Here is a 22,343-nt window from a genome sequence, read left to right as displayed (position 1 = left end):
GCTCCGCTTCGCTCTGCGCATGAATAGCGGAAGATTTATTTTTAATTTCGGAATACCGGAGCGTCTGCGGACGCTCCGGTATTCCATTTTCACGGGAGGGTTCTTATCTCCTATTTTTTCTCTTCCACTGCTCCCGGCGCATCCATGCGCGGAGAGAGCGGTAGGCCATGGGGACAAAGAAGAGCCAGACGTTGAGCATGGACAGCAGGTAGTCCAGCTTGCCGGGCAGGGAAGCGCCCAGAAAGCTGAATACCCACAGCACCGCTGCAAAAACGCCGAAATACTTCACCCGGATGGGGATGACGAAGAAGAGCAGCAGCTGCACCTCCGGGTACAGCATGGCAAAGGCCAGCAGCAGCGAGAGGGACAGGCAGTAGGTGCTGGCGGTCACGCCGGTGAGCAGACAGCCCAGCACCGTGCCCAGCACACCGGACAGCAGATACACCGTGTAGCGGAAATCGCCCCACTCCCGTTCCAGCGCCGTGCCGATGAACCATGTGAAGTAGATGCCCAACACCACGCTGAGGATGCTGCCGCCGGAAAAGGGGATGAAGATAAAGCTGATCACCCGCCAGACCTGCCCCTGCAGCAGCAGGCTGCGGCTGAGCCCCAGCCAGTAGGGGATGGTGCGGTCAATAAACAGCTCGATGGCCAATACCAGAATCTGCCCCGCCACCAGAATATTGGTCAGATTCGGGATTCCGTAGCGGCCATACTTGCGCTCCAGCTTATTCAGCCAGTTGTTCATGTGTTTCGCCTCCGTTGCGGGATGCCCCGCCAGTTTCATGTTACCCCTATTTTACCATGACAGTCCCCCGCATTCAAGAAAATCCACGCGGAAGGCGGTGAAACTGTGCTTTCTTTCCCGGCAGACAGACTGCACGCGCAGTTTTTTCACCCCGAAACCGCCGGGGTGTGGAAAAGGCGGGAAAAGCACAGCATTCATGCGGGTTTCAAGTCCCAAAACGACAACCGAAAATTGTATGGATTATCCGGTCTGGAATGAACTTTTCACTTTTTCCACCGGGTTTTCCACCGTTTTTGTGAAAAAGAGGCGCAGTTTCCAACGATGTTTTCCACCTTTTCCACATAGTTTTCCACATCCAATAGAGGAAAGTCCTATACAAGCCGTAATGGATGCCGCCGCATTCTGGAAATTTGTGGGCTAAAATGTGGGCATTCTGCCTTTTATAAAAAAGAAAGTCGAAGGTTTTTCTTTTGTTTTTACAGTTTACTCCGGCTTACGGGTTTGCTTTTCTCCAATCTGGAATCTTACCCCGGGCAGTTTTCCACAAACCGCCGGGGAGAAAAACCCGGTGTGGAAAACGGACGCAAACGGTGGTTTTCCACACTGTTTTTATCCCGCAGGCGCGGCGGGGGAGTTACCCCTTCCGTCATCGCCTGCGGCGATGCCACCTTCCCCAAGGGGACGGCTTTTGGTGGTGACGATAAAGTTTCCGGCATAGCGCAAAGGCGTCCCCTTGGGGGAGCTGGCGCGCAGCGCCTGAGGGGGTACTTGCCTGAACTCCCCGCAAAAAATGCCGGGCGGTCCGCAGACCGTCCGGCATTGCTTTTTTCTTTACATCATATTGCGGAACACCAGCTGTGCGATCTGGAAATAGAGGATCAGGCTGCAAGCGTCCACAATGGTGGTGATGAAGGGGGTAGCCATGATGGCGGGGTCGGCACCCAGCTTTTTGGCGGCAAGCGGCAGCATACCGCCCACCAGCTTTGCCAGAATGACGCTGAAGAACAGCGACACGCTGACCACGATGGCGTAGCCTATCACGTTGGCGTACTGGCCGGGGAAGAGGAAGGTGTACATCAGGTAGATGCGCAGGCCGTTCACGATGCCCAGCACTGCGCCCACGATGGCAGACACCCGCAGCTCCTTGCCCAGCACCCGCATAAAGTCGGCAGGCTCTACCTCGCCCAGTGCCAGACCGCGCACCATCAGGGTGCTGATCTGGTTGCCGCAGTTACCGGCGGTATCCATCAGCATGGGCATGAAGGAGACCAGCAGCGGCAGGCTGACAAAGGCTTCCTCGTAGTGGGTGGTGACCATGCCGGTAAAGGTAGCGGACAGCATCAGGATCAGCAGCCAAGGGATGCGCTGCTTGGCGTGGGTCCACACACTGGTGCCGAAGTAGGTGGTGGCGTCGTCATCCGGGAGAATGGCGGCCATCTTCTGCATATCCTCGGTGCTCTCGTCGGTCAGAACGTCGATGGCATCGTCGATGGTGATGATACCCACGAACATGCCCTCGTTGTCCAGAACGGGCATGGCGGTAAAGTCGTAGCGCTGCATCTCACGCGCCACGAACTCCTGATCGTCGGTGACCTTCACGGTGACCAGATTATCATCCATGATCTCCGTGATGGGGGTCTTGGGGTCTGCCAGCAGCAGATTGCGGGCAGAGACAACGCCCTGCAGCCGGTTGCTCTCTACCACATAGCAGGTGTAGACGGTCTCGGCGTTCTCGCCCTGCTTGCGGATGGCGGCAAAGGCCTGTTCCACCGTCATATCCCTGCGCAGACGCACATATTCCGGGGTCATCAGGCTGCCGGCAGAGCTTTCCGGGTAGTTCAGCAGCTTGTTCAGGCTCTCGCGGGTCTCCCGGGAGGATTTTTCCAGCACCCGCTTGACCACGCCCGCGGGCATATCTTCCAGCAGGTCGGCGGCATCGTCAAGGCTCATCTCCTCGATGGCGCTCACCAACTCCACGTCCGAGAAGGCGTTTACCAGATCGTCCCGGGCTTCGTCGGACATATAGGCAAAAGCTTCGGTGGCAACTTCCTTTTTCAGCAGACGGAACACCACCAGACGGTTGTTCTCGTCCAGTTCCTCCAGCAGCTCGGCTAAGTCGGCGGGCTGCTCTTCCTCAGTCACCTCGCGCAGCTTGACGTACTGCTTTTTGATCAGCAGCTTCAGCAGACGGCTCTTGGTCAGCATCTCGGGGTTTGCCTTGACCTCTTCGTCATTGGCTTCCTCCCGCTCTGCCTCCCGCATATCCTGCTTCAGATCCTCGGTGGCTTCCTCGTTCAGATCCTCCGCCAGCTTCTGACGCACCTCGGCGGGGATATCGGCGGGCAGCTCCTGCACCGGCAGGTTCTGTTCCGTGTTGGTTTCCAGCTTCTTTTCTTCCATATCCATGGGCTACCTCCTCTGGGTACTATACGGCACGGAGCGCTTTCTCCGCGCCGGAGGATGCAGCAGGTCGGGAAACAAAAAACGCGCCGCCCGGTGCCGGAATGCCGCAAATGCAGCCATTTCCGCGCACGCAAAGCCGCGCCTTTCCTATACCGGGGGCTTTTTAAGCCGCCGGATGCAAAAAGGCGAACGCAGTACTTTTTGTTGTCCGATCTACCGCATCGGTGGATCTACTTCGACTATGATCAGGGTCCATTGTCCTGCGTTCACCTCCCAATTTTCGTAAATTCCGCAGCCGCAGCACCCGCGCCGGGCGCTGCACTGGCTATATCCTTTTTTATTATAGCGCCGCAAAAAAATAGGGTCAACCCTAAAGCGAAGTTTTGCAAAGATTTTTGCAACGTCTTACAGAAACAAAACACCCTTCTCCGTGTTGCGGCGCACAGAGAAGGGTGTTTTGCTTGGATATTGCCTTGGTGTGAGGAGGAATCATGTTACTTGGGAAGTGGTTGCGGCCCCGCTTCCCATGGCAAAAGTATAACAGCTTTTACAATTCATTTCGTTAAGAAGCTATGAAGAAACTGTAAAAAGGAAGCGGAAAATTCTGGAAGATTTTGTGATAAGCTTCTTGGTTGACGCGCACAAAAATACGCCCCGGTCACCTTGCGGTGAACGGGGCGCTAAAAACTGATGCAGTTTTTTCACTGGGGCAAGATCCCTGCACAGCAGGTCTTATGCCGCAGGCGGAGCAAGGTATCTGCACGCAGACCTTATGCTCCTGACACACGCGGGGTGTGCTCTCAAGGGCCCTCGCGGGCGCTTTGGTATCTCAAGCCCCTGCGCAAAAGGCGGGGAATGAAATCAGGTTTTTCGACCGTTCTGTCAGGTACAGGGCAAAACGTTCAGCCTGTTCTGTGCACGGCAAAGGCAAATTCCACAGTTCCGCACCGCTGCATTGCGCAGTAACCGCCGATGCGGGGCTGCCGCTCTTCACACGGGAAAGAGCAGGGGCCGCTGGTTCATTTGATGTCTCTGCCGCTGCTTTGAAACAGCTTACTTGTACAGCTCGACCAGACGGGTCAGGTGCTCGTAGCGGTCGTTTGCAACCTCCTGGTTGCGAGCGAACAGCTCCTTAGCACGGTCGGGGAAGGCGCGGGTCAGACGGCTGTAACGGGTCTCGTTTGCCAGCAGAGCCTGATACTTCTCGTTGTCCACAGCCTTGGAGGTCAGGGTGAAGGGGTTCTTGCCCTGTGCCTTGTTGGCGGGGTTGAAGGTGAACAGGTTCCAGTAGCCAGCCTCGACTGCCTTCTTCATCTCGTTCTGGCAGTTGGTCATGCCGCCCTTGACACCGTGCAGCTCGCAGGGAGCGTAGCCGATGATCAGAGAGGGGCCGGGGTAAGCCTCAGCCTCGGCAATCGCCTTGACAGCCTGGTTCATGTTAGCGCCCAGAGCGATCTGAGCAACATAGATGTAGCCGTAGGTCATTGCGATCTCGGACAGGCTCTTCTTGCTGATCTCCTTACCTGCAGCAGCGAACTGGCAGACCTCGCCGATGTTGGAGGCCTTGGAAGCCTGTCCACCGGTGTTGGAGTACATCTCAGTATCGAAGACCATCACGTTGACATCCTCGCCGGAAGCCAGAACGTGATCCAGACCGCCGAAGCCGATGTCGTATGCCCAGCCGTCGCCGCCGAAGATCCAGACGGACTTCTTGGCGATGTACTGCTTGCTCTTCAGGATCTCTGCAGACTTCTCGCAGCCAGCAGCAGCAGCCTTCTCCAGCTCAGCGATCAGGGCCTTTGCGGGCTCGTCGTTGGCCTTGGTGTTGTTCTTGGTTGCGATGAACTGCTCGTAAGCAGCCTTCAGCTCAGCAGAAGCCTTGTCGGAACCAGCAACCTCTGCGATCTCCTTGATCAGGTTCTCGCGGACGGTCTTCTGGCCGATGTACAGGCCCAGACCATGCTCTGCGTTATCCTCGAACAGGGAGTTGCACCATGCAGGACCATGGCCGCTGTCCTTGTTGACGGTGTACGGAGAGATGGAAGCGGTGCCGCCCCAGATAGAGGAGCAGCCGGTAGCGTTGGAGATGTACATCTTCTCGCCGAACAGCTGAGTGATCAGGCGAGCGTAAGAGGTCTCGGCACAGCCTGCGCAGGAACCAGAGAACTCCAGCAGGGGCTGGTTGAACTGAGAGCCCATAACGGTGTCATCAGCCATCTTGGTAGCCTTCTTGGAGATGTTGGCCACGCAGTAGTCAAAGACTGCCTGCTGATCGGCCTGGCTGTCCTGAGGAACCATGGTGATAGCCTTGGTGGGGCAGACGGTGACGCACTCGCCGCAGCCCATGCAGTCCAGCGGAGAAACAGCCATAACAAACTTGTACTCGGGGGTCAGCTTGTTATCGCGGCTCTTGGTCTGGGCAGGAGCAGCTGCCAGCTCGTCAGCGGTCAGCAGGAAGGGACGGATGGTTGCATGAGAGCACACGAATGCACACTGGTTGCAGCCAACGCACTTTGCAGCATCCCACTCGGGGACGTTGACAGCGGTGCCGCGCTTCTCGTATGCAGAAGCGCCCTGCTCCCACTCGCCGTTTGCATTTGCCACGAAGGAGGAGACAGGCAGGCTGTCGCCGTCCATACGGGCAATGGGCTCCATGACGTCGCGGATCTGCTTGACCAGTTCCGGACGGCCAGCCAGAGCCTTGGGTGCGGGATCAGCCTCGGGGTTGGACCAGGATGCGGGCACGTCTACCTTGTGGATAGCGTCAACGCCTGCGTCAATGGCCTTCCAGTTCATCTCAACGACGTCCTGGCCCTTCTTGCCGTAGCTCTTCTGAGCGGCCTGCTTCATGAAGTTGATGGCGTCATCGATAGGCATGACGTCAGCCAGCTTGAAGAATGCAGACTGCAGGATGGTGTTGGTGCGCTTGCCCATGCCGATCTCGATAGCCTTATCGATAGCATTGATGGTATACAGCTGGATGTTGTTGTCAGCGATATACTTCTTTGCCTCGGCGTTCAGGTGCTGGCCCAGCTCCTCATCGGACCACTGGCAGTTGATCATGAACACACCGCCGGGCTTGACATCCTGGACCATCTTCATGCCCATGTGGATGTAAGCGGGGTTGTGGCAGGCCACGAAGTCAGCCTGGTTGATGTAGTAGGGGCTGCGGATGGGCTTGTCGCCGAAACGCAGGTGGCTGATGGTCACGCCGCCGGTCTTCTTGGAGTCATACTGGAAGTATGCCTGAACATACTTGTCGGTATGGTCGCCAATGATCTTGACGGAGTTCTTGTTTGCGCCGACGGTGCCGTCGCCGCCCAGACCCCAGAACTTGCACTCCTTGGTGCCAGCAGCTGCGGTGATGGGAGCGGGCTTGACCTCGGGCAGGGACAGGAAGGTGACGTCATCGGTGATACCCAGAGTGAAACGCTCCTTCGGCTGATCCTTCTCCAGCTCCTTGAACAGAGCGAAGATGGAGGACGGGGGAGTGTCCTTGCTGCCCAGACCGTAGCGGCCGCCGGTCAGAACGACATCGTTCAGGCCAGCCTCACGCAGGGTAGCGGCAACATCCAGATACAGGGGCTCGCCCAGAGAGCCGGGCTCCTTGGTGCGGTCCAGCACAGCCACCTTCTTGGCGGTCTTGGGCAGGACCTTCAGCAGAGCGGAGGACACCCAGGGACGGTACAGGCGGACCTTGATGATACCGACCTTCTCGCCCTTGGCGTTCAGGTAGTCGATGACCTCGTCAGCAACGTCGCAGATGGAGCCCATAGCCACGATCACACGGTCAGCATCGGCTGCGCCGTAGTAGTTGAACAGATCGTAGTTGGTGCCCAGCTTTGCGTTGATCTTGGCCATGTACTTCTCAACAACAGCCGGCAGAGCGTCGTAAACGCTGTTGCAGGCCTCGCGGTGCTGGAAGAACACGTCGCCGTTCTCGTGGGAGCCGCGCATCTTGGGGTTCTCGGGGTTCAGAGCCTTCTTGCGGAACTCCTCGACAGCCTCCATGTTGCACATTTCCTTCAGATCAGCGTAGTCCCACTTCTCGATCTTCTGGTACTCGTGAGAGGTACGGAAGCCATCGAAGAAGTTCAGGAAGGGAACCTTGCCCTCGATGGCGCACAGATGTGCGACAGGGGACAGATCCATAACTTCCTGCACGCTGCTCTCGACCAGCATTGCAAAGCCGGTCTGGCGGCAAGCCATAACGTCGCTGTGATCACCGAAGATGTTCAGGGACTGGGTAGCAACGGTACGTGCAGAAACATCGAACACGCAGGGCAGCTGCTCAGCAGCGATCTTGTACATATTGGGGATCATCAGCAGCAGGCCCTGAGAAGCGGTGAAGGTGGTGGTAACAGCACCTGCACCCAGAGAGCCGTGGACAGCACCAGCGGCGCCGGCCTCGGACTCCATCTCAACGACCTTGACCTGATTGCCGAAGATGTTCTTCTGGCCGGCTGCAGACCACTGGTCCACAGAGTCAGCCATCGGAGAAGACGGGGTAATGGGGTAGATGGCAGCCACGTCCGTGTAGGCATACGCTACATGGGCGGCAGCGGTATTGCCATCCATAGTTTGCTTTGCTCTAGGCATTTTTCTTCCTCCATTATTCAGAATTTGGTACCTTTTGCGCGGGGCAATATGCCCGCTGGGACCGGAGAACCCCATAAAAGGCACTATTGCTTGTATACTATAATAGCAGATTCCGGCAATAAAGTAAACGCAAACCGCCCGACAAACGCACCAAAAATTAAGAAATTTTTTAGCGGTTTTGTACTTTCTTTAGTGCGCTAAAGCAAGCAGTGATGCAGATTTTCGGTTTTTGCCCACCGTCGCTTCCAGAAATTGTGATTTTTTTCGCAAGAGGGAGCCTCTGGCGCGTGCGCAAGCTTTGCACTTTAGCCGGGAAGTTCCTACTTGTCGCAAGCGTGCAGGGACGCTCCGCTGGGCCAGAGGCAGGGAGGGGTGTTCCGACTCCCCCCTCCCTACCTCTGGACTCCACCCACCCCGCAACGGGCCAAGGGCTACACGCCCTTGACAATCCTGAAGAAGAAGTCGAAGCACAAAAAAGCTAGCGCTGCGCCAGTCGGCGCTAGCGCTTTAACGCTTTTTTCGCTTCTCCATCTATAACCCCTCAGTCGCTGCGCGACAGCTCCCCCAAGGGGGAGCGAGCGCGGCAGCTGCCGTTTCCCGTTACGACCCCTCCCGTGAAAAGGCAATTCTGGAAAATCCGCAGATTTTCCAGAATTGCGAAATTATAAATATTCTTTCCGCTGAACATGGCCAGAGCGCAAGCGGAGGCCATTCCAAATCCTCCCGCCCTCTTGTATTTATCATATCTTTATTGACAACAAACCGCACTTTGCCGTAAACTGAGAGCATAAAACCGGCGCAGCGCCGGAAAAGGGGCGTAAGGTAAATGAACGATACTGTACACTTTGAAAAAACTCTCTCCAGCGAGACCCTGTTCGAGGGGCGGGTCATCACCCTGACCAAGGACACCGCGCTGCTGGAAAACGGCAAGACCGCTACCCGCGAGGTGGTGCATCACCACGGCGGCGCCTGCATCCTGCCTTATTTTGCGGACGGCACCATCTGCATGGTGCGGCAGTTCCGCTATGCCATGCAGCAGCAGCTGTGGGAGCTGCCCGCCGGTAAGCTGGAAAAGGGCGAGGACCCCTTTGCAGCCGCCAAGCGGGAACTGGAAGAGGAGTGCGGCCTGACCGCCGACAACTACATCTCGCTGGGCGAATTCTACCCCACCGTGGGCTACGATACCGAGGTCATCTATACTTGGGTGGCCACCGGCCTGCACGAGACCAAGATGCACCTTGATGCGGACGAGTTCCTGACCCCCGACCGGGTGCCGCTGGAAAAGGCATATCAGATGGTCATGAGCGGCGAGATCAAGGACGGCAAAACCATTGCAGGCATCCTGAAACTGAAGGCTCTGCTGGCCGAGGGCAAGCTGTGATCTTATACGAGGACGCCGCCCTTGTGGTGCTGGACAAGCCTGCCGGGCTTTCCAGCGAGGAGGGCGTGCCCGCCGCGCTGCGGGCGCACTGGAACGCACCTGATGCCTTTGTGGGGGTGGTGCACCGGCTGGACACCGGAGTGTCCGGGTTGATGGTCTATGCCCGCACCCCGGCGGCGGCAGCCGCCCTGAGCCGTCAGGTGACCCAAAGTCAGGACGCCTATGCCGTGCAGGATGGCCGCGCCGAGGGCAAAGCTGCTGCGCCGCAGTTCGTCAAGCAGTACCGCGCCGTCATCGCCGGTGCGCCGGACGCGCAGCTGCCCGCCGCCGGAGTGCTGCGGGACTACCTGTTCAAGGACAGCCGCAAGGGCAGGGTGTTCCCGGTCAGCCGTCCCCGCAAAGGAGTGCGGGAGGCGGTGCTGGAATACCGCATCCTTGCCACGGCAGGGGAGAGCAGCCTTGCCGAAATCACCCTGCACACCGGGCGCACCCATCAGATCCGGGTGCAGTTTGCTTCCCGCAAGCACCCGCTGTACGGCGACGGCAAATACGGCAGCCGCCAGAAGGGCAGCATCGCCCTGCAAAGCTGCGGCCTGCGCTTTGTGCACCCGGACACCGGCAAGCCCATGGCCTTTTCTCTGCCCCTGCCCGCCGCCGCACCGTGGAAGGAGTTTTTTAAATGATGTATCGCCTTGCGGCGATATGATGTTGTCCCGATGGGACAAATGATGTTCCGGCTTCGCCGGAAATGATGCAGCCGCCTGCGGCGGCAATTGCTGCCCTGCGGGCAGCATCGTTCCAGCATTGTGTCCGCAGGACACACATCATTTTTGCTGCAAAGCAGCAAAACATCATTTGTCCGTAGGACAACATCATATTTGCGCAGCAAATACATCATTTCAACTAGGTGAGTGATATGGAACAGCAATACAAGACTGATGCCGAAATTTACGCCGTGCTGGAACGGGAGATCATCGACCTGACCATCCGTCCCGGCTCTTCGCTGAGCGAGAACCCGCTGTGCGCCCGGTTCGGTGCGCCGCGCTCCCTGATCCGGGTGGTGCTGCAAAAATTGCAGGAAAACGGGCTGGTGCGCATCGTGCCCTACAAGGGCACCACCGTCACCCGGCTGAACCGGCGCATCGTGGACGAGCTGATCTACGAGCGCACCGCCGTGGAGGGGCGCATTCTGCGGGACTTTGCCCCCATCGCCACCCCGGCGCAGCGGGCGCAGATCCGCGCACGGGTGGACGCCTACGAAGCCCTTGCCCGCGCCGAGACCCCGGACTTCAACAAGCTGTACGAGGCCGACTGCCGCCTGCACGAAACATGGTTTGCCGCCATGGACAAGATGTACCTGTGGAGCACCTTACAGAACGCTCACGCCGATTACAGCCGGTTTCGTATGCTGGACACCATGACCACCGGCGGGCTGGACGAGGTGATCGCCGACCACCGCAACCTGCTGAACGCCATCGAGCGGTGCGACCTTGCCGCCTTTGAGCCGCTGGTGGAGCGGCACCTGTACGGCGGCATCCGCCGCCTTGGCAGCAAGCTGACCAAGGAATACGCCGACTTTTTTGAGCCGGAGACCGTGAAATAATGCAAAATTGTTCCACGGGGAACAAAGACGAGTTAAAAAGCCCGGAGTGTCCGCAGACGCTCCGGGCTTTTGATATTCAGAACACCCCGGTGATAAAAATTTCCAGCCCGATGCCGATAAGGATGACACCGCCCAGAATACTGGCCTTGCCGGAAAGCTGTGTGCCGAACTTTTTACCGATACGCAGACCCACCATGCAGATAAAAAAGGTGACCACCGCAATGATAACGGCAGCGGTAAGCGCCATCAGCCAGCCGTATTCCGAGATGGTGAAGCCCACCGAGAGGGCATCGATGCTGGTAGCCACGCCCTGCATGAACAGTGCCCCGGCGCTGAGTTCTGCCGCCTCCTCGGCTTCTTCGCCATGGATGCCGTCCAGCAGCATCTTGCCGCCGATGTAGCCCAGCAGCGCCAGCGCGATCCACGGGATCAGGCTTTCAAAGGACGCGAACAGCTCCACGATGGTGTGCACGCATACCCAGCCGATCATGGGCATCGCGGCCTGAAAAAGGCCGAAAGTGCCCGCGATCTTCACCATGGTGCTTTTCGTCATCTTAGGGTCATGCAGACCGTTTGCCATAGACACCGAAAACGCATCCATCGCAAGCCCCACGCCCAGCAAAACGCTGTTGAGAAAAAACACAAAACTCCATTCCATTCTGTCTGCCTCCTGTTTGTTGACCGTATTCCAAACCAAAACAAAACCCGGCCCCGGGCGCGTTGTACGTCCGGGACCGGGTGATTTTTTGAGATCCACTCCATGTGCACGGGCGCAGCAAACACGCACCAAAACACATGAGTCTCGCAAATGAAAGCAAGCCAGACCGGAAAGCGGCCATTATGTTGACTTGCTGCGCTCTGCAAAGCGCCTGCTACTCCCCCACGGGTATTGTGATTTTGTTTATTCTAGCACAGTTTTAAGGGGAAGTCCAGACAAACCTGACGGTGAAACGATTTTAAATGTGCTCCGCTGCTTCCGGGTTGCGGCACCCAGCATCCGCTTCGTGCCTTGGGCGGCACTCGCGTCTTGCTGGCCGCTGCCCCAACAACTCCTCCCTGCTTCCGCCGCTGGCGGCGGTCGTCGTCGTTGCTGCACATCAATAGCGGAAGAATTATTTATAATTTCGGGTTTCAGGAAAGTCTGCGGACTTTCCTGAAACCCATTTTCACAGGAGGGGTTTCCACTCAGTGCTTCAACTTGAGGTACAGCGCCGGTGCGACACGGTGCACCGCTGCCTGAAAGACGTGTGCAGGGGTCACTGCGCCGCTCTGCTTCAGCTGCTGCCATGCGGTGCGGCGGCATTCCAGTGCCCTTTGTGCCTGCGGGCTTTTGCGCTCTGCCGGGGTGATGGCGCGCCAGTTCTGTACAAAATACTTTACGATGAGCCAGTAATATACGCACAGCACGTCCGTCAGTCCCTGCTCCCGGGCACAGGTGAACATGGCATAGTTCGCCGCCACCTGATCTTCCAAATTCCGCACGGTGCGCTTGCTGTGCATAGCGCTTTCCGTGACCTGCCGGTAGTCATACAGAGCCTGTGCAATGCAGACCACTTTATTTGCCTCCGAAAAGACCTCGACCTGAAAGGTCGCATCCTCGCCGATCGTTCTGTTTCCAAAACGATGTGCGCCGATCAGTTCCGTGCGGTACAGCTTGCAGCACATTCCCGGAAACGGTGCCAGCATCATCTTGCTGAGCACTTCGTGCCGGGTCAGCGTTTCGTCTTTTATCAAGCGTTCCACGCGGTGCTTGTCTTTGCCGCTTTCGTCCGTCAGCCGAAAATCGCAGACGGCTGCATCCGCCTGCTCTGCTACTGCTTTTCGATACATCGCTTCCAGATAGCGCGGCGCAACGGTATCGTCCGAGTCCACAAAGGTGATCCACTTTCCCTTTGCGGCATCCAGACCGGTATTGCGCGCAGCCCCCACACCGCCGTTCTTCTGATGGATCACCCGCACACGGTCGTCCCGCAAAGCGGCAGCATCGCACAGGGCAGGGCAGCCGTCCGGAGAGCCATCGTCCACAAGGATCAGCTCAAACTGTGCAAACGTCTGCGCAAGGATCGAGTTTATGCACTCGTTCAGGTATTTTTCCACCTTGTACACCGGAACGATCACACTGATCTCCGGGCATTTTTTCTCTGCCATCTGCCTTCCTCACTTTTCGTTTCGTCCGCTGTGCCGGTGCTGCAAAAAAGCCCACGCGGGCAAGCATACGGCCTGCGTGGGCTTTGCAGCGATTCAGCGGAAAAAGAATTTCCGCGTGCGCTGATCTATTATTCCTTCTCTTCGGGGTCTGCCTCCGGGGCTTCGGTGGCGGCAGCTGCGTCGGCAGCTTCCATCTCCGCCAGCTGCTCGGCGGTGGGCTCGGCATCGGCTTCGGAAGCGTCGATCTTCTCGGTCTGTGCCTCATCGTCGTGGTCGGTGCGTGCCAGCACCATCACCTTGTCGTTCTCACCCAGACGCATCACCCGCACGCCGGAGCCGTAGCGGCTCTGCAGCGGGATCTCGTTGGCGTGCAGACGGATGATGATGCCCTCCTGACTGCTCAGCAGCACATCGTCCACGTCATCCACGATCTTCACAGCGGCTACCTTGTCGCGGCTCACATCGTAGTTGCGGATGCCCTTGCCGCCGCGGGCGGTGATGCGGTAGGTGTCGATATCTGAGCGGCGTCCCTTGCCGTTCTCGGTCACGGTCAGCACCGTGCCGCCCTCGCGGCAGATGCACACGCCGACAACTTCGTCACCCTCTGCCAGACGGATGGCGCGCACGCCATGGCCGTTACGGCCCATCGGGCGGGCGTTCTCCTCGTTGAAGCGGATGGCCTGACCGTTGCGGGTGGCAACGATGAGCATATCGTGGCCGGAGGTCAGGCGGGTCCATGCCAAGGCGTCGCCCTCGTTCAGGGCAATGCCGATCAGGCCGCTCTTGCGGATGTTGGCGTACTGTTCCAGCGGGGTGCGCTTGATCAGACCCTGCTTGGTGACCATGGTCACATAGCCGCCCGACTGCTCGGCATCCTTGCTCTGGCAGATCATGTTGGTGACCTTTTCGCCCTCAGCCAGCTGCAGCAGGTTGACGATATTCATGCCCTTGCTGGTGCGGCTGCCCTCGGCAATGGTGTAGCCCTTGATGCGGAACAGGCGGCCACGGTCGGTGACAAAGAGCACATAGTCGTGGGTGGAACCTACGAACATCTCCTGCACGATGTCCTCTTCCTTGCGGGTCATGCCGGAGATACCGCGTCCGCCACGGCGCTGTGCCTGATAGGTGGCCTTGAGCTGACGCTTGATATAACCGGCCTCGGTCAGGGTGTAGACGCACTGCTCCTCGGCGATCAGATCCTCGATATCCACCTCACCGGTCACGGACTGGATCTCGGTGCGGCGCTCGTCGCCGAAGCGCTTCTTCATTTCCAGCAGCTCGTCCTTGACGATGGCAAGCACCCGGGCGTCATCGGCCAGAATGGCTTCCCAGTCCTCGATCTTGGCCTGCAGGCTGGCCAGTTCTTCCTCGATCTTCAAGATCTCCAGACCGGCCAGACGACCCAGCTGCAATTTGACGATGGCGTCTGCCTGCGGGTCGTCAAAGCCGAACTGCTCCATGATGGCAGCTTTGGCTTCTGCCATGCCGCCCTTGCAGGCGCGGATGGTGGCGATGAGCTCGTCCACGATGTCGGTAGCCTTTTTCAGACCTTCCAGAATGTGGGCGCGCTCCTTGGCCTTTTTCAGGTCGTACTGGGTGCGGCGGCGCACCACTTCGTCCTGAAACTCCACATACTTCTGCAGCATCTGCTTCAGGGTGAGCACCTTGGGCACCTTGTGGTCGATAGCCAGCATAATGACGCCCACGGTATCCTGCAGCTGGGTGTACTGGTACAGCTGGTTCAGGATGACCTGTGCATTGGCGTCCTTGCGGATATCCACCACGATGCGCATACCCTTGCGGTTGGTCTCATCGTTCAGGCCGGTAATGCCCTCGATGCGCTTTTCCTTGACAAGGTCTGCCATGTGCTCGATGAGGCGCGCCTTGTTGACCATATAGGGAATTTCGGTAATGACGATCTGGGTACGGCCGTTCTTGGTCTCCTCAATGGTGGCACGACCGCGCAGGGTGATCTTGCCGCGGCCGGTGGCGTAGGCGGCGCGGATGCCGCTGCGGCCCATGATGATGCCGGCAGTGGGGAAGTCCGGGCCCTTGATGTGCTCCATCAGGCCGGGCAGGTCGATGTCCGGGTCGTCGATATAGGCGATGCAGCCGTCAATGACCTCGCTCAGGTTGTGGGGCGGGATGTTTGTCGCCATACCGACCGCGATACCCTGACTGCCGTTGACCAGCAGGTTCGGGAAGCGGCAGGGCAGCACGCTGGGCTCCTTTTTGGTCTCGTCAAAGTTGGGGTCCCAGTCGATGGTATCTTTTTCGATATCGGTCAGCATCTCCACCGCCATGCGGCTCATGCGGGCCTCAGTGTAACGGTAGGCAGCCGGGGGGTCGCCGTCCACAGAACCAAAGTTACCCTGACCATCCACCAGCGGATAGCGCAGCGAGAAGTCCTGTGCCAGACGTACCATGGCATCGTAGACCGATGCATCGCCGTGGGGGTGGTAAGAGCCCAGCACTGCACCGACGGTATCGGCGGATTTGCGGTATGCGTGGCTGGGGTCGTTGCCGCGCTCGTGCATGGTGTACAGAATGCGGCGGTGGACAGGTTTCAAGCCGTCCCGCACATCGGGCAGGGCGCGGGACACGATGACCGACATGGAATAATCCAGGAAGGCCGTCTCGATCTCCTTTTTGACATCGCGGATGATCTTTTTGGTTCCGCTGCCCGGTATCATCACATAATCTTCTTCCATTTGTTCCTCCGTGTCTTACACGTCCAGCTTTGCGTACTGGGCGTTGGTCTCGATAAAGCGGCGGCGGGGCTCCACCTGATCGCCCATCAGGATGGTAAAAGCTTCGTCAGCCTTTTCGGCATCCTCGATGGTGATCTGCACGATGACCCGGTTGTCCGGGTTCATGGTAGTCTCCCACAGCTGATCGGGGTTCATCTCACCAAGGCCCTTGTAGCGGTTCACCTTTGCGCCGGGCATCTCCTGCGAGAGAATCGCCATTTCCGCGTCGTTGTAGGCGTACTTGATGGTGTTGCCCTTCTGCACCTTGAACAGGGGCGGCTGTGCCACATACACATGACCCTGCTCGATCAGCGGGCGCATATAGCGGAAGAAGAAGGTCAGCATCAGGGTGCAGATGTGGGAGCCGTCCACATCCGCATCGGCCATGATGAACACCTTGTCGTACCGCAGCTTGGAGATATCGAACTCGTCCCCGATGCCGCAGCCCAGTGCCAGCACCACCGGCATCAGCTTGTCGTTGCCGTAAATTTTATCGGCGCGGGCCTTTTCCACGTTCAGCATCTTGCCCCACAGCGGCAGGATGGCCTGAATGGCAGAGTCGCGTCCCATCTTGGCAGAGCCGCCTGCAGAGTCGCCCTCGACGATGAAAATTTCGGTGCGGCTGGGGTCTTTTTCGCGGCAGTCTGCCAGCTTGCCGGGCATCCGGCTGGTCTCCAGCGCGCTCTTGCGGCGCACCAGCTCGCGGGCCTTTTTGGCGGCGGCGCGGGCGCGGGCGGCCTGGGTGGCCTTTTCAAAAATAGCCTTTGCCACGCCGGGGTTCTCCTCAAAGAACTCCATCAGCTTGGAGTAGACCATGTTGGAAACGAGGGTACGAATTTCCGTATTGCCCAGCTTTGCCTTGGTCTGGCCTTCAAATTCGGCCTCCTGCAGCTTGACCGAGATGACGCAGATCAGGCCCTCGCGCACGTCTGCGCCGGACAGGTTCTCGTCCTTGTCCTTCAGCAGGCCGTGGCTGCGGCCGTAGTCGTTGAACACGCGGGTCAGGCTGGCTTTAAAGCCCTCTTCGTGGGTGCCGCCGTCCGGGGTGTTGACGTTGTTGGCAAAGCTCAGAAGCAGCTCGTTGTAGCTGGAATTGTACTGCAAAGCGATCTCTGCCACGCCGCGGTCGGTCTGTCCCTTGAGGTAGATGACGTTGGGGTGCAGCACTTCCAGCTTGCGCTTTTCGCCCAGATAGGTGACAAAGCTCTTGATGCCGCCCTCGTAGCACATGACCTCGGAGCGGTAGCAGGGGTCGCCCTCCTGCCCATCCTCCAGCACGGGGGTGTACAGCTGACGCTCATCGGTCAGGGTGATCTTGACACCGGCGTTCAGGAAGCTTTCCTCCCGCAGGCGCTTTTCCAGCGTGTCGAAGTCGTAGACGGTGGTATCCTTGAACATTTCCGGGTCGGGCTTGAAGGTGACCCGGGTGCCGGTGACGCCCTCGGCTACCGTGCCGATGCACTTCAGGGCGCCGTCCGGGTCGCCCCGACGGAAGGTCTGCTCGTACTCCTTGCCGTCGCGGCGCACGTTGACGGTAAGCCACTCGGAGCAGGCGTTGACCACCGAGGCACCCACGCCGTGCAGACCGCCGGCCACCTTGTAGCCGGAGTTCTCGCCGCCGAACTTGCCGCCGGCGTGCAGGATGGTGTACACCACGGTGACGGCGGGCAGACCGGTATCGGCCTGAATGTCCACGGGGATGCCGCGTCCGTTATCGGTGACCTGAATGATGTTATCCTTCAGGATCTTGACCTCGATGTGGTCGCAGTAACCGGCCAGCGCCTCGTCAATGGCGTTGTCCACGATCTCGTACACCAGATGATGCAGACCGCGCTCACCGGTGGAGCCGATATACATACCCGGGCGCTTGCGCACCGCCTCCAGACCCTTCAGCACCTGGATCTCGCTGGCGTTATACTCGTGGTCGGTGGCGGTATCGGCATTTGTACTGGTAATGATTTCTTCTGCCATATCCTTTCTCCCTTTTGTTCGTTTTTGCGTTTTTTTCAAATTATAGCAAAGCGGGAACCGGTACACCATGGTGTACTTTTTTCTCGCCGTTTTGTTGTGTTTTCACGCGCTGCCCGCAGAGGGCGTTCCGGCCGGCACGGTGCGGCTTTCCGGGCAGTTCCGGGGCTTTCCCATCCCTCTTTTTTCTGTGGATCTTCCGCCCGTTTTCCGCAAATTTCACTCCACCATCTTTTGCGCTCTGCGGCGCATGGCGGCGCTGGACAGCTCCGAAAGATACACTGCATCCACAAGCCCGCCGTCTGCCAGCACATAGCACTGGGGCAGCTCGTCCGAAAGGCTGACCACCGCCCCGTTCTTCTGGGCGTAGTTCAGAAACTCCCGCCCCCGGGGGGAGGTGGTGGTGGTTTCCAGATCAAAGATCCCGATGATGTCACGGTCGTTCAGGACATAGTCCCGCCCCAGATGAATATACATACTGTATTTTCTCCCGTGTCTTTTGTTTGCATAAAACCCGCGAAAATGCAGCTTTTATGCAACATTCTTTGCAACATTTCTCCATGCCGTCAGACCCGGTTCAGCACCCCGCCGTCCATGCGGTACACCTCGCCGTCGGTCTTTAAAAAGTCCGTGTCATCGCAGCTGGTCACAAAGGTCTGCTTTTCCTTCATGCAGGTAAGCAGGTACTGTTTGCGCCCTTCGTCCAGCTCGCTCAGCACATCATCCAGCAGCAGTACCGGGTGCTCCCCGGTGATCTGCGCGGCTGCGGCGGCTTCGGCCATTTTCAGGCTCAGCACCACGCTGCGCTGCTGTCCCTGACTGGCATACACCCGGGCAGGCTGGTCGTCCAGCAGCAGCTCCAAGTCCTCGCGGTGGATGCCGCACAGGCTCTGCCCGGCGCGCAGCTCCTCCTCCTGCCGCTGACGCAGCAGTGCGGCAAGCCCGCCCGGCGCAAACTGGGCGGCATAGCGGATGCTCATCCGCTCCGCCCCGTGGGAAAGCTCCGCGTAGTTGGCACAGGCGCGGGGAGCCAGCAGTTCCAGATACTCCCGCCGCCGCTGCTGCAAGGCTTCGCCCTGCGCGGCAAGCTCGGTGTTGAGCACTTCCAGCAGGGTGCGCTTTTCCGCGTAGGGGCGCTCCTGCCCGTTTGCGGAGTGGCGCAGCAGCGCATTTTTTTGCTGCAAAACCCGCACATAGCGGCGGTAGCTTGCCAGATACCCGGGGTACAGCTGGCACAGCGCAGCGTCCAGAAACTTGCGCCGCCCCTCCGGTGCCCCCTTGACAAGGCTCAGGTGGCCGGGGTCGAACACCACCGCCGGAAAGCTGCCCGCCAGTGCCGCCGCCCGCTTGGGCGCTGCGCCGTTCACCGCCGCATAGCGGCCGGGCTTTGCGGCCTCCGGGGTGCCCACGGTCATGCGGATGTGGGCAGGCTCAGCGGGCTCGCAGCCTTCCGGCCGGTCCCGCTGGGTGTCGGCTTCCAGCACCGCGAATGCTTCTCCCCGGCGCACAAGCTCGGCGTCCTTGCCGCCCCGGAAGCTTTTGCCGCCGGTCAGCAGCCAGATGGCTTCCAGAAGGTTCGTCTTGCCCTGACCGTTGTTGCCGCAGATGACGGTAAGCTCCCGGCCGGGCTCCAGCCGTGCCGCACAAATATTGCGATAGTTCTGTACTTCCAGCGAAAGCAGACGCATTTACTGACCCTGCCCGATCTCTACGCTCTGCCCGTCCAGCTCGATGATGTCCCCGGCGCGGCACTTTTTGCCCCGCATGGTGCACACCTCGCCGTTCACCTTCACAGCACCGCCCTGCACCAGCTCTTTGGCTTCACCGCCGGTCTCGCACAGGCCGGCAAATTTGAGCAGGGCATCCAGCTTGATAAACTCGGTATGAATGAGAATCTTCTGCATAAAACGCGCTCCTTAGTCGTTTTTAAAGCGTACCGGCAGTACCAGATACAAAAAGTCGTTGCCCTCTACCGGCAGCACCTTCACCGGGCTCAACGGGCCGCTGATCTCCATGCGCACCTGCTCGGTGCGGGCGTTGCGCAAAGCATCCAGCAGATAGCGGTTATTGAAGCCGATCTCTACCTCGTCGCCCTCGCAGGCGGCGCTGAACTCGTCCACCACGCGGCCGAGGTTGGTCTGGCAGCGCACCACGACTTTACCCTCTGTAAAGGAGATGCGGAGAGGATTTTTTAAACGTTCTGTAATAATCAGAGAGGCGCGCTCGATGGTGGAGATAAAATCCTTGGTGTCGATGGTCACACGGGTGCGGCTTCCGGCGGGGATGACGTTGCGGTAATTCAGGAATTCGCCCTCGATCAGGCGGCTCATGATGGTGTAACCGGCGGTGGTGAACACCACATAGCGGCGGTTGGCACTGATGTGCACGTCCTCTTCGTCATCGTTGGCCAGCAGGTGGGAGACCTCGGTCATGGTTTTGCTGGGCACGATGATGCGGATGTCCTTCACGGCAGTGATGGGGCGCTCCACGATGGCAAGACGGTAGCCGTCCAGCGCCACGATGGTCAGCTTGTCCAGCTCGATCTCGAACAGTTCGCCGGTGTGGGCGGGTTTTTTCTCGTCCTGACTGACGGCGTACAGGGTGCGGTCGATCATATCCCGCAGCACGCCGGTCTTGATGGTCAGGGTCTGCTCCGCGCCGGTGTTGGGCAGATCCGGGAAATCGGTGGCCGGCATGGACTGGATCTCGAACTGTGCCACGCCGCTCTGGATGGTGGTCTTGCCGTTATCGGCAGCCACGATGCTGATCTGACCTGCCGGCATCCGGCTGATCATGCTGCTGAGCAGCTTTGCGTTCAGCACGATCTCGCCCGGCTCCTTGATGTTGGCTTCGATGGTAGTCACGATGCCCATTTCCAGATCGTAGCCGGTCAGGGTGAGCTGAAAGCCCTCGGCCTTCAGCAGAATGCCCTCCAGCACCGGGATGGACGAGCGCATGGTGACAGCTTTGGAAACGCCGTCGATGGCTGCACTGAGCAGTGTTTTATCGCAGACGATGTTCAAAACAGTATCTCTCCTTTTTTCACACTTCCGGCTTGATCCCTGCCCTTTGGGCTGCTGCCGGAAGGCAGTAATATATTGAACTTGTTGTAGTAACCGTAGTAGGGGGTGGGGAAGATGTTGAAAACCCGGAAATGTCTTGCCGGGATGCGGGGCTTTGGCTTTCCACAGGGTTGTGGAAGGCTCGTGAAGGAAATGTTGAAAGGTGGGGAACGGTGTTTCTTTCCACAGCCGATGTGAACAACTGATGTTGAATGTTGAAAACTAAGTGGAAAGTGTGGAAAGCTTCGCCTTTTTGCCACAAGATATAGGCTTATTTTCCCCTTTTTGTTCCGTTTTCTCCCCATATTTTGGGGTCACACCCTGAAATGAGTATGACTTTTGCCCGGTTTTCCCCGGTTTACGCCTTCACGTTCTTGATGATATCGCTCACAGTCTCCCTCAGATGCTGGTCGTTCTTCATGTCCCGCTCCATGGTCTTGAGGGAGTAGACGATGGTGGAGTGGTCGCGGCCGGAGAATTCCCGCCCGATCTCCTCCATGCTCATGCCGGTGACCTCCCGCAGGATATAGATGGCCACGCGCCGGGCGGAAGCCACATTGGCGTTGCGCTTGGTGCCCCGGATGTCGGCAGGGGACACGTTGAAGGTGCGGGACACCTCGCCGATGATCTTTTCGATGGTCACCGGCACCGGCTGGGTCTCGTTGAGGATATCCTTGATGGCGTTCTGCGCCACGCTGATCACCGGCTGGATGCCCTCCAGCATATAATAGGCGTTCAGCTTTTTCACCGCGCCTTCCAGCTGGCGGATGTTGTTTTTCAGGTGGTTGGCAATGAACTCTGCCACGTCCTCGGGCAGGTCCAGATGCAAAAGCTCTGCCTTGCGCTTCACGATGGCAACGCGGGTCTCAAAATCCGGCGGCTGCACATCGGCGGTCAGACCCCACTCAAAGCGGGTGCGCAGACGCTCCTCCAAGCTCTTGATCTCCTTGGCGGGGCGATCGGAAGCGATGACGATCTGCTTGTGGGCATCATGCAGGGAGTTGAAGGTGTGGAAGAACTCTTCCTGCGTGGACTCCTTGCCCGCGATGAACTGGATATCGTCCACCAGCAAAAGGTCTGCCACGCGGTACTTCATGCGGAAGTCCTCGGTGCTGCCGGCGCGGATGGCGGCGATCAGCTCGTTGGTGAACTGCTCGCAGGTGACATACATGATGACAAAATCGGGGTGGGTGCGCTTGATCTCGGTCTGAATGGCGGTCAGCAGATGGGTCTTGCCCAGACCGGAGCCGCCGTAGATGAACAGGGGGTTATAGGCCCCGGAAGGGTTTGCCGCCACAGCCTGCGCAGCAGCAAACGCAAACTGGTTGGACGGCCCCTTGATGAAGTTTTCAAAGGTGAATTCGTAGTTGCCCTGCGGAGAGGCGGGGTTTGCCTCGTACTGCTGGGCCAGCACCACCTCGTGGGGCGGGGTGCTGGGCACCACAAGGGTGATGTCCACATCAAAACCCAGCACGGACTTGAAGGCCTCCTTGAGCAGGCCGAGGTACCGGTCGGTGACGATCTTGCAGATAAAATCGTTGCGCACCGACAGGGTGATATGGCTGGAGTCCTCAAAGCTGATGGGCTCCAACCCGTCGATATAGAGATTGTACGTTGGCTCGGCCATCTGCGCCTTGCAGTACATCTGGGCCGCTTCTAAAACGTCCTTGAAAGAATCCAT

Annotated in this window: 15 protein-coding genes; 3 read left to right on the top strand and 12 right to left on the bottom strand. The window is 58.6% G+C overall.

Annotated features, from left to right (window positions below; all coding sequences use genetic code 11):
• Nucleotides 1-103: 103 nt before the first annotated feature.
• From MTP39_RS00075 to nifJ, 3 genes are all read right to left on the bottom strand, one after another.
• Nucleotides 104-748, bottom strand: a complete 645-nt coding sequence (locus MTP39_RS00075; protein WP_249240987.1) for a rhomboid family intramembrane serine protease — start codon at nt 746-748, stop codon at nt 104-106.
• 831 nt (nt 749-1,579) lie between these two features.
• On the bottom strand, nt 1,580-3,154 hold the full coding sequence (mgtE, locus tag MTP39_RS00070) for a magnesium transporter (protein WP_249240986.1): 1,575 nt from the start codon (nt 3,152-3,154) through the stop codon (nt 1,580-1,582).
• Nucleotides 3,155-4,204: 1,050 nt separating this feature from the next.
• Nucleotides 4,205-7,750 (bottom strand): pyruvate:ferredoxin (flavodoxin) oxidoreductase, encoded by a 3,546-nt coding sequence (gene nifJ / locus MTP39_RS00065; RefSeq protein ID WP_249240985.1) that lies wholly within the window; start codon nt 7,748-7,750, stop codon nt 4,205-4,207.
• Between the two features lie 826 nt (nt 7,751-8,576).
• Between nifJ and MTP39_RS00060 the strand changes: the two genes are divergently transcribed.
• The 3 genes from MTP39_RS00060 (at nt 8,577) to MTP39_RS00050 (ending at nt 10,734) form a co-directional block, all read left to right on the top strand.
• Nucleotides 8,577-9,131, top strand: coding sequence for an NUDIX domain-containing protein (locus tag MTP39_RS00060; RefSeq protein ID WP_113991702.1), 555 nt, complete (start codon nt 8,577-8,579; stop codon nt 9,129-9,131).
• Nucleotides 9,128-9,814, top strand: a complete 687-nt coding sequence (locus tag MTP39_RS00055) for an RluA family pseudouridine synthase (RefSeq protein ID WP_249240984.1) — start codon at nt 9,128-9,130, stop codon at nt 9,812-9,814. The genes MTP39_RS00060 and MTP39_RS00055 overlap by 4 nt, the downstream gene beginning before the upstream one ends.
• Before the next feature lie 233 nt (nt 9,815-10,047).
• On the top strand, nt 10,048-10,734 hold the full coding sequence (locus tag MTP39_RS00050) for a GntR family transcriptional regulator (RefSeq protein ID WP_249240983.1): 687 nt from the start codon (nt 10,048-10,050) through the stop codon (nt 10,732-10,734).
• Nucleotides 10,735-10,810: 76 nt separating this feature from the next.
• On the opposite strand, the gene MTP39_RS00045 is transcribed toward MTP39_RS00050, so the two are convergent.
• The 9 genes from MTP39_RS00045 to dnaA all read right to left on the bottom strand — a co-directional run bounded on the left by MTP39_RS00045 (nt 10,811) and on the right by dnaA (nt 22,343).
• Nucleotides 10,811-11,392: a manganese efflux pump MntP gene (locus MTP39_RS00045; RefSeq protein ID WP_249240982.1), complete on the bottom strand. Its 582-nt coding sequence runs from the start codon at nt 11,390-11,392 to the stop codon at nt 10,811-10,813.
• Nucleotides 11,393-11,919: 527 nt separating this feature from the next.
• The gene (locus tag MTP39_RS00040) at nt 11,920-12,882 is read right to left on the bottom strand and encodes a glycosyltransferase family 2 protein (protein WP_249240981.1); all 963 of its coding nucleotides are present in this window, start codon (nt 12,880-12,882) and stop codon (nt 11,920-11,922) included.
• A gap of 128 nt (nt 12,883-13,010) precedes the next feature.
• Nucleotides 13,011-15,593 carry a DNA gyrase subunit A gene (gene gyrA / locus MTP39_RS00035; RefSeq protein WP_055186814.1) on the bottom strand — a complete coding sequence of 861 codons (2,583 nt, stop codon included), beginning with the start codon at nt 15,591-15,593 and terminating at the stop codon, nt 13,011-13,013.
• A 15-nt stretch (nt 15,594-15,608) separates the two neighbouring features.
• Nucleotides 15,609-17,603, bottom strand: coding sequence for a DNA topoisomerase (ATP-hydrolyzing) subunit B (gene gyrB / locus MTP39_RS00030; protein ID WP_249240980.1), 1,995 nt, complete (start codon nt 17,601-17,603; stop codon nt 15,609-15,611).
• 216 nt (nt 17,604-17,819) lie between these two features.
• Nucleotides 17,820-18,077 carry an extracellular matrix regulator RemB gene (gene remB / locus MTP39_RS00025; protein WP_005924242.1) on the bottom strand — a complete coding sequence of 86 codons (258 nt, stop codon included), beginning with the start codon at nt 18,075-18,077 and terminating at the stop codon, nt 17,820-17,822.
• A gap of 89 nt (nt 18,078-18,166) precedes the next feature.
• Entirely contained in the window at nt 18,167-19,288 is a 1,122-nt protein-coding gene (gene recF / locus MTP39_RS00020; protein ID WP_249240979.1) for a DNA replication/repair protein RecF, read from the bottom strand.
• Nucleotides 19,289-19,504, bottom strand: a complete 216-nt coding sequence (locus tag MTP39_RS00015) for an RNA-binding S4 domain-containing protein (RefSeq protein ID WP_015537089.1) — start codon at nt 19,502-19,504, stop codon at nt 19,289-19,291.
• A 12-nt stretch (nt 19,505-19,516) separates the two neighbouring features.
• Nucleotides 19,517-20,623 (bottom strand): DNA polymerase III subunit beta, encoded by a 1,107-nt coding sequence (dnaN, locus tag MTP39_RS00010; protein WP_005924249.1) that lies wholly within the window; start codon nt 20,621-20,623, stop codon nt 19,517-19,519.
• A gap of 397 nt (nt 20,624-21,020) precedes the next feature.
• Entirely contained in the window at nt 21,021-22,343 is a 1,323-nt protein-coding gene (gene dnaA / locus MTP39_RS00005; RefSeq protein ID WP_005924255.1) for a chromosomal replication initiator protein DnaA, read from the bottom strand.

Source organism: Faecalibacterium sp. I3-3-33, from assembly GCF_023347295.1.
Lineage (GTDB): Bacteria > Bacillota > Clostridia > Oscillospirales > Ruminococcaceae > Faecalibacterium.
This window is presented reverse-complemented; position numbering and strand designations above follow the sequence as displayed.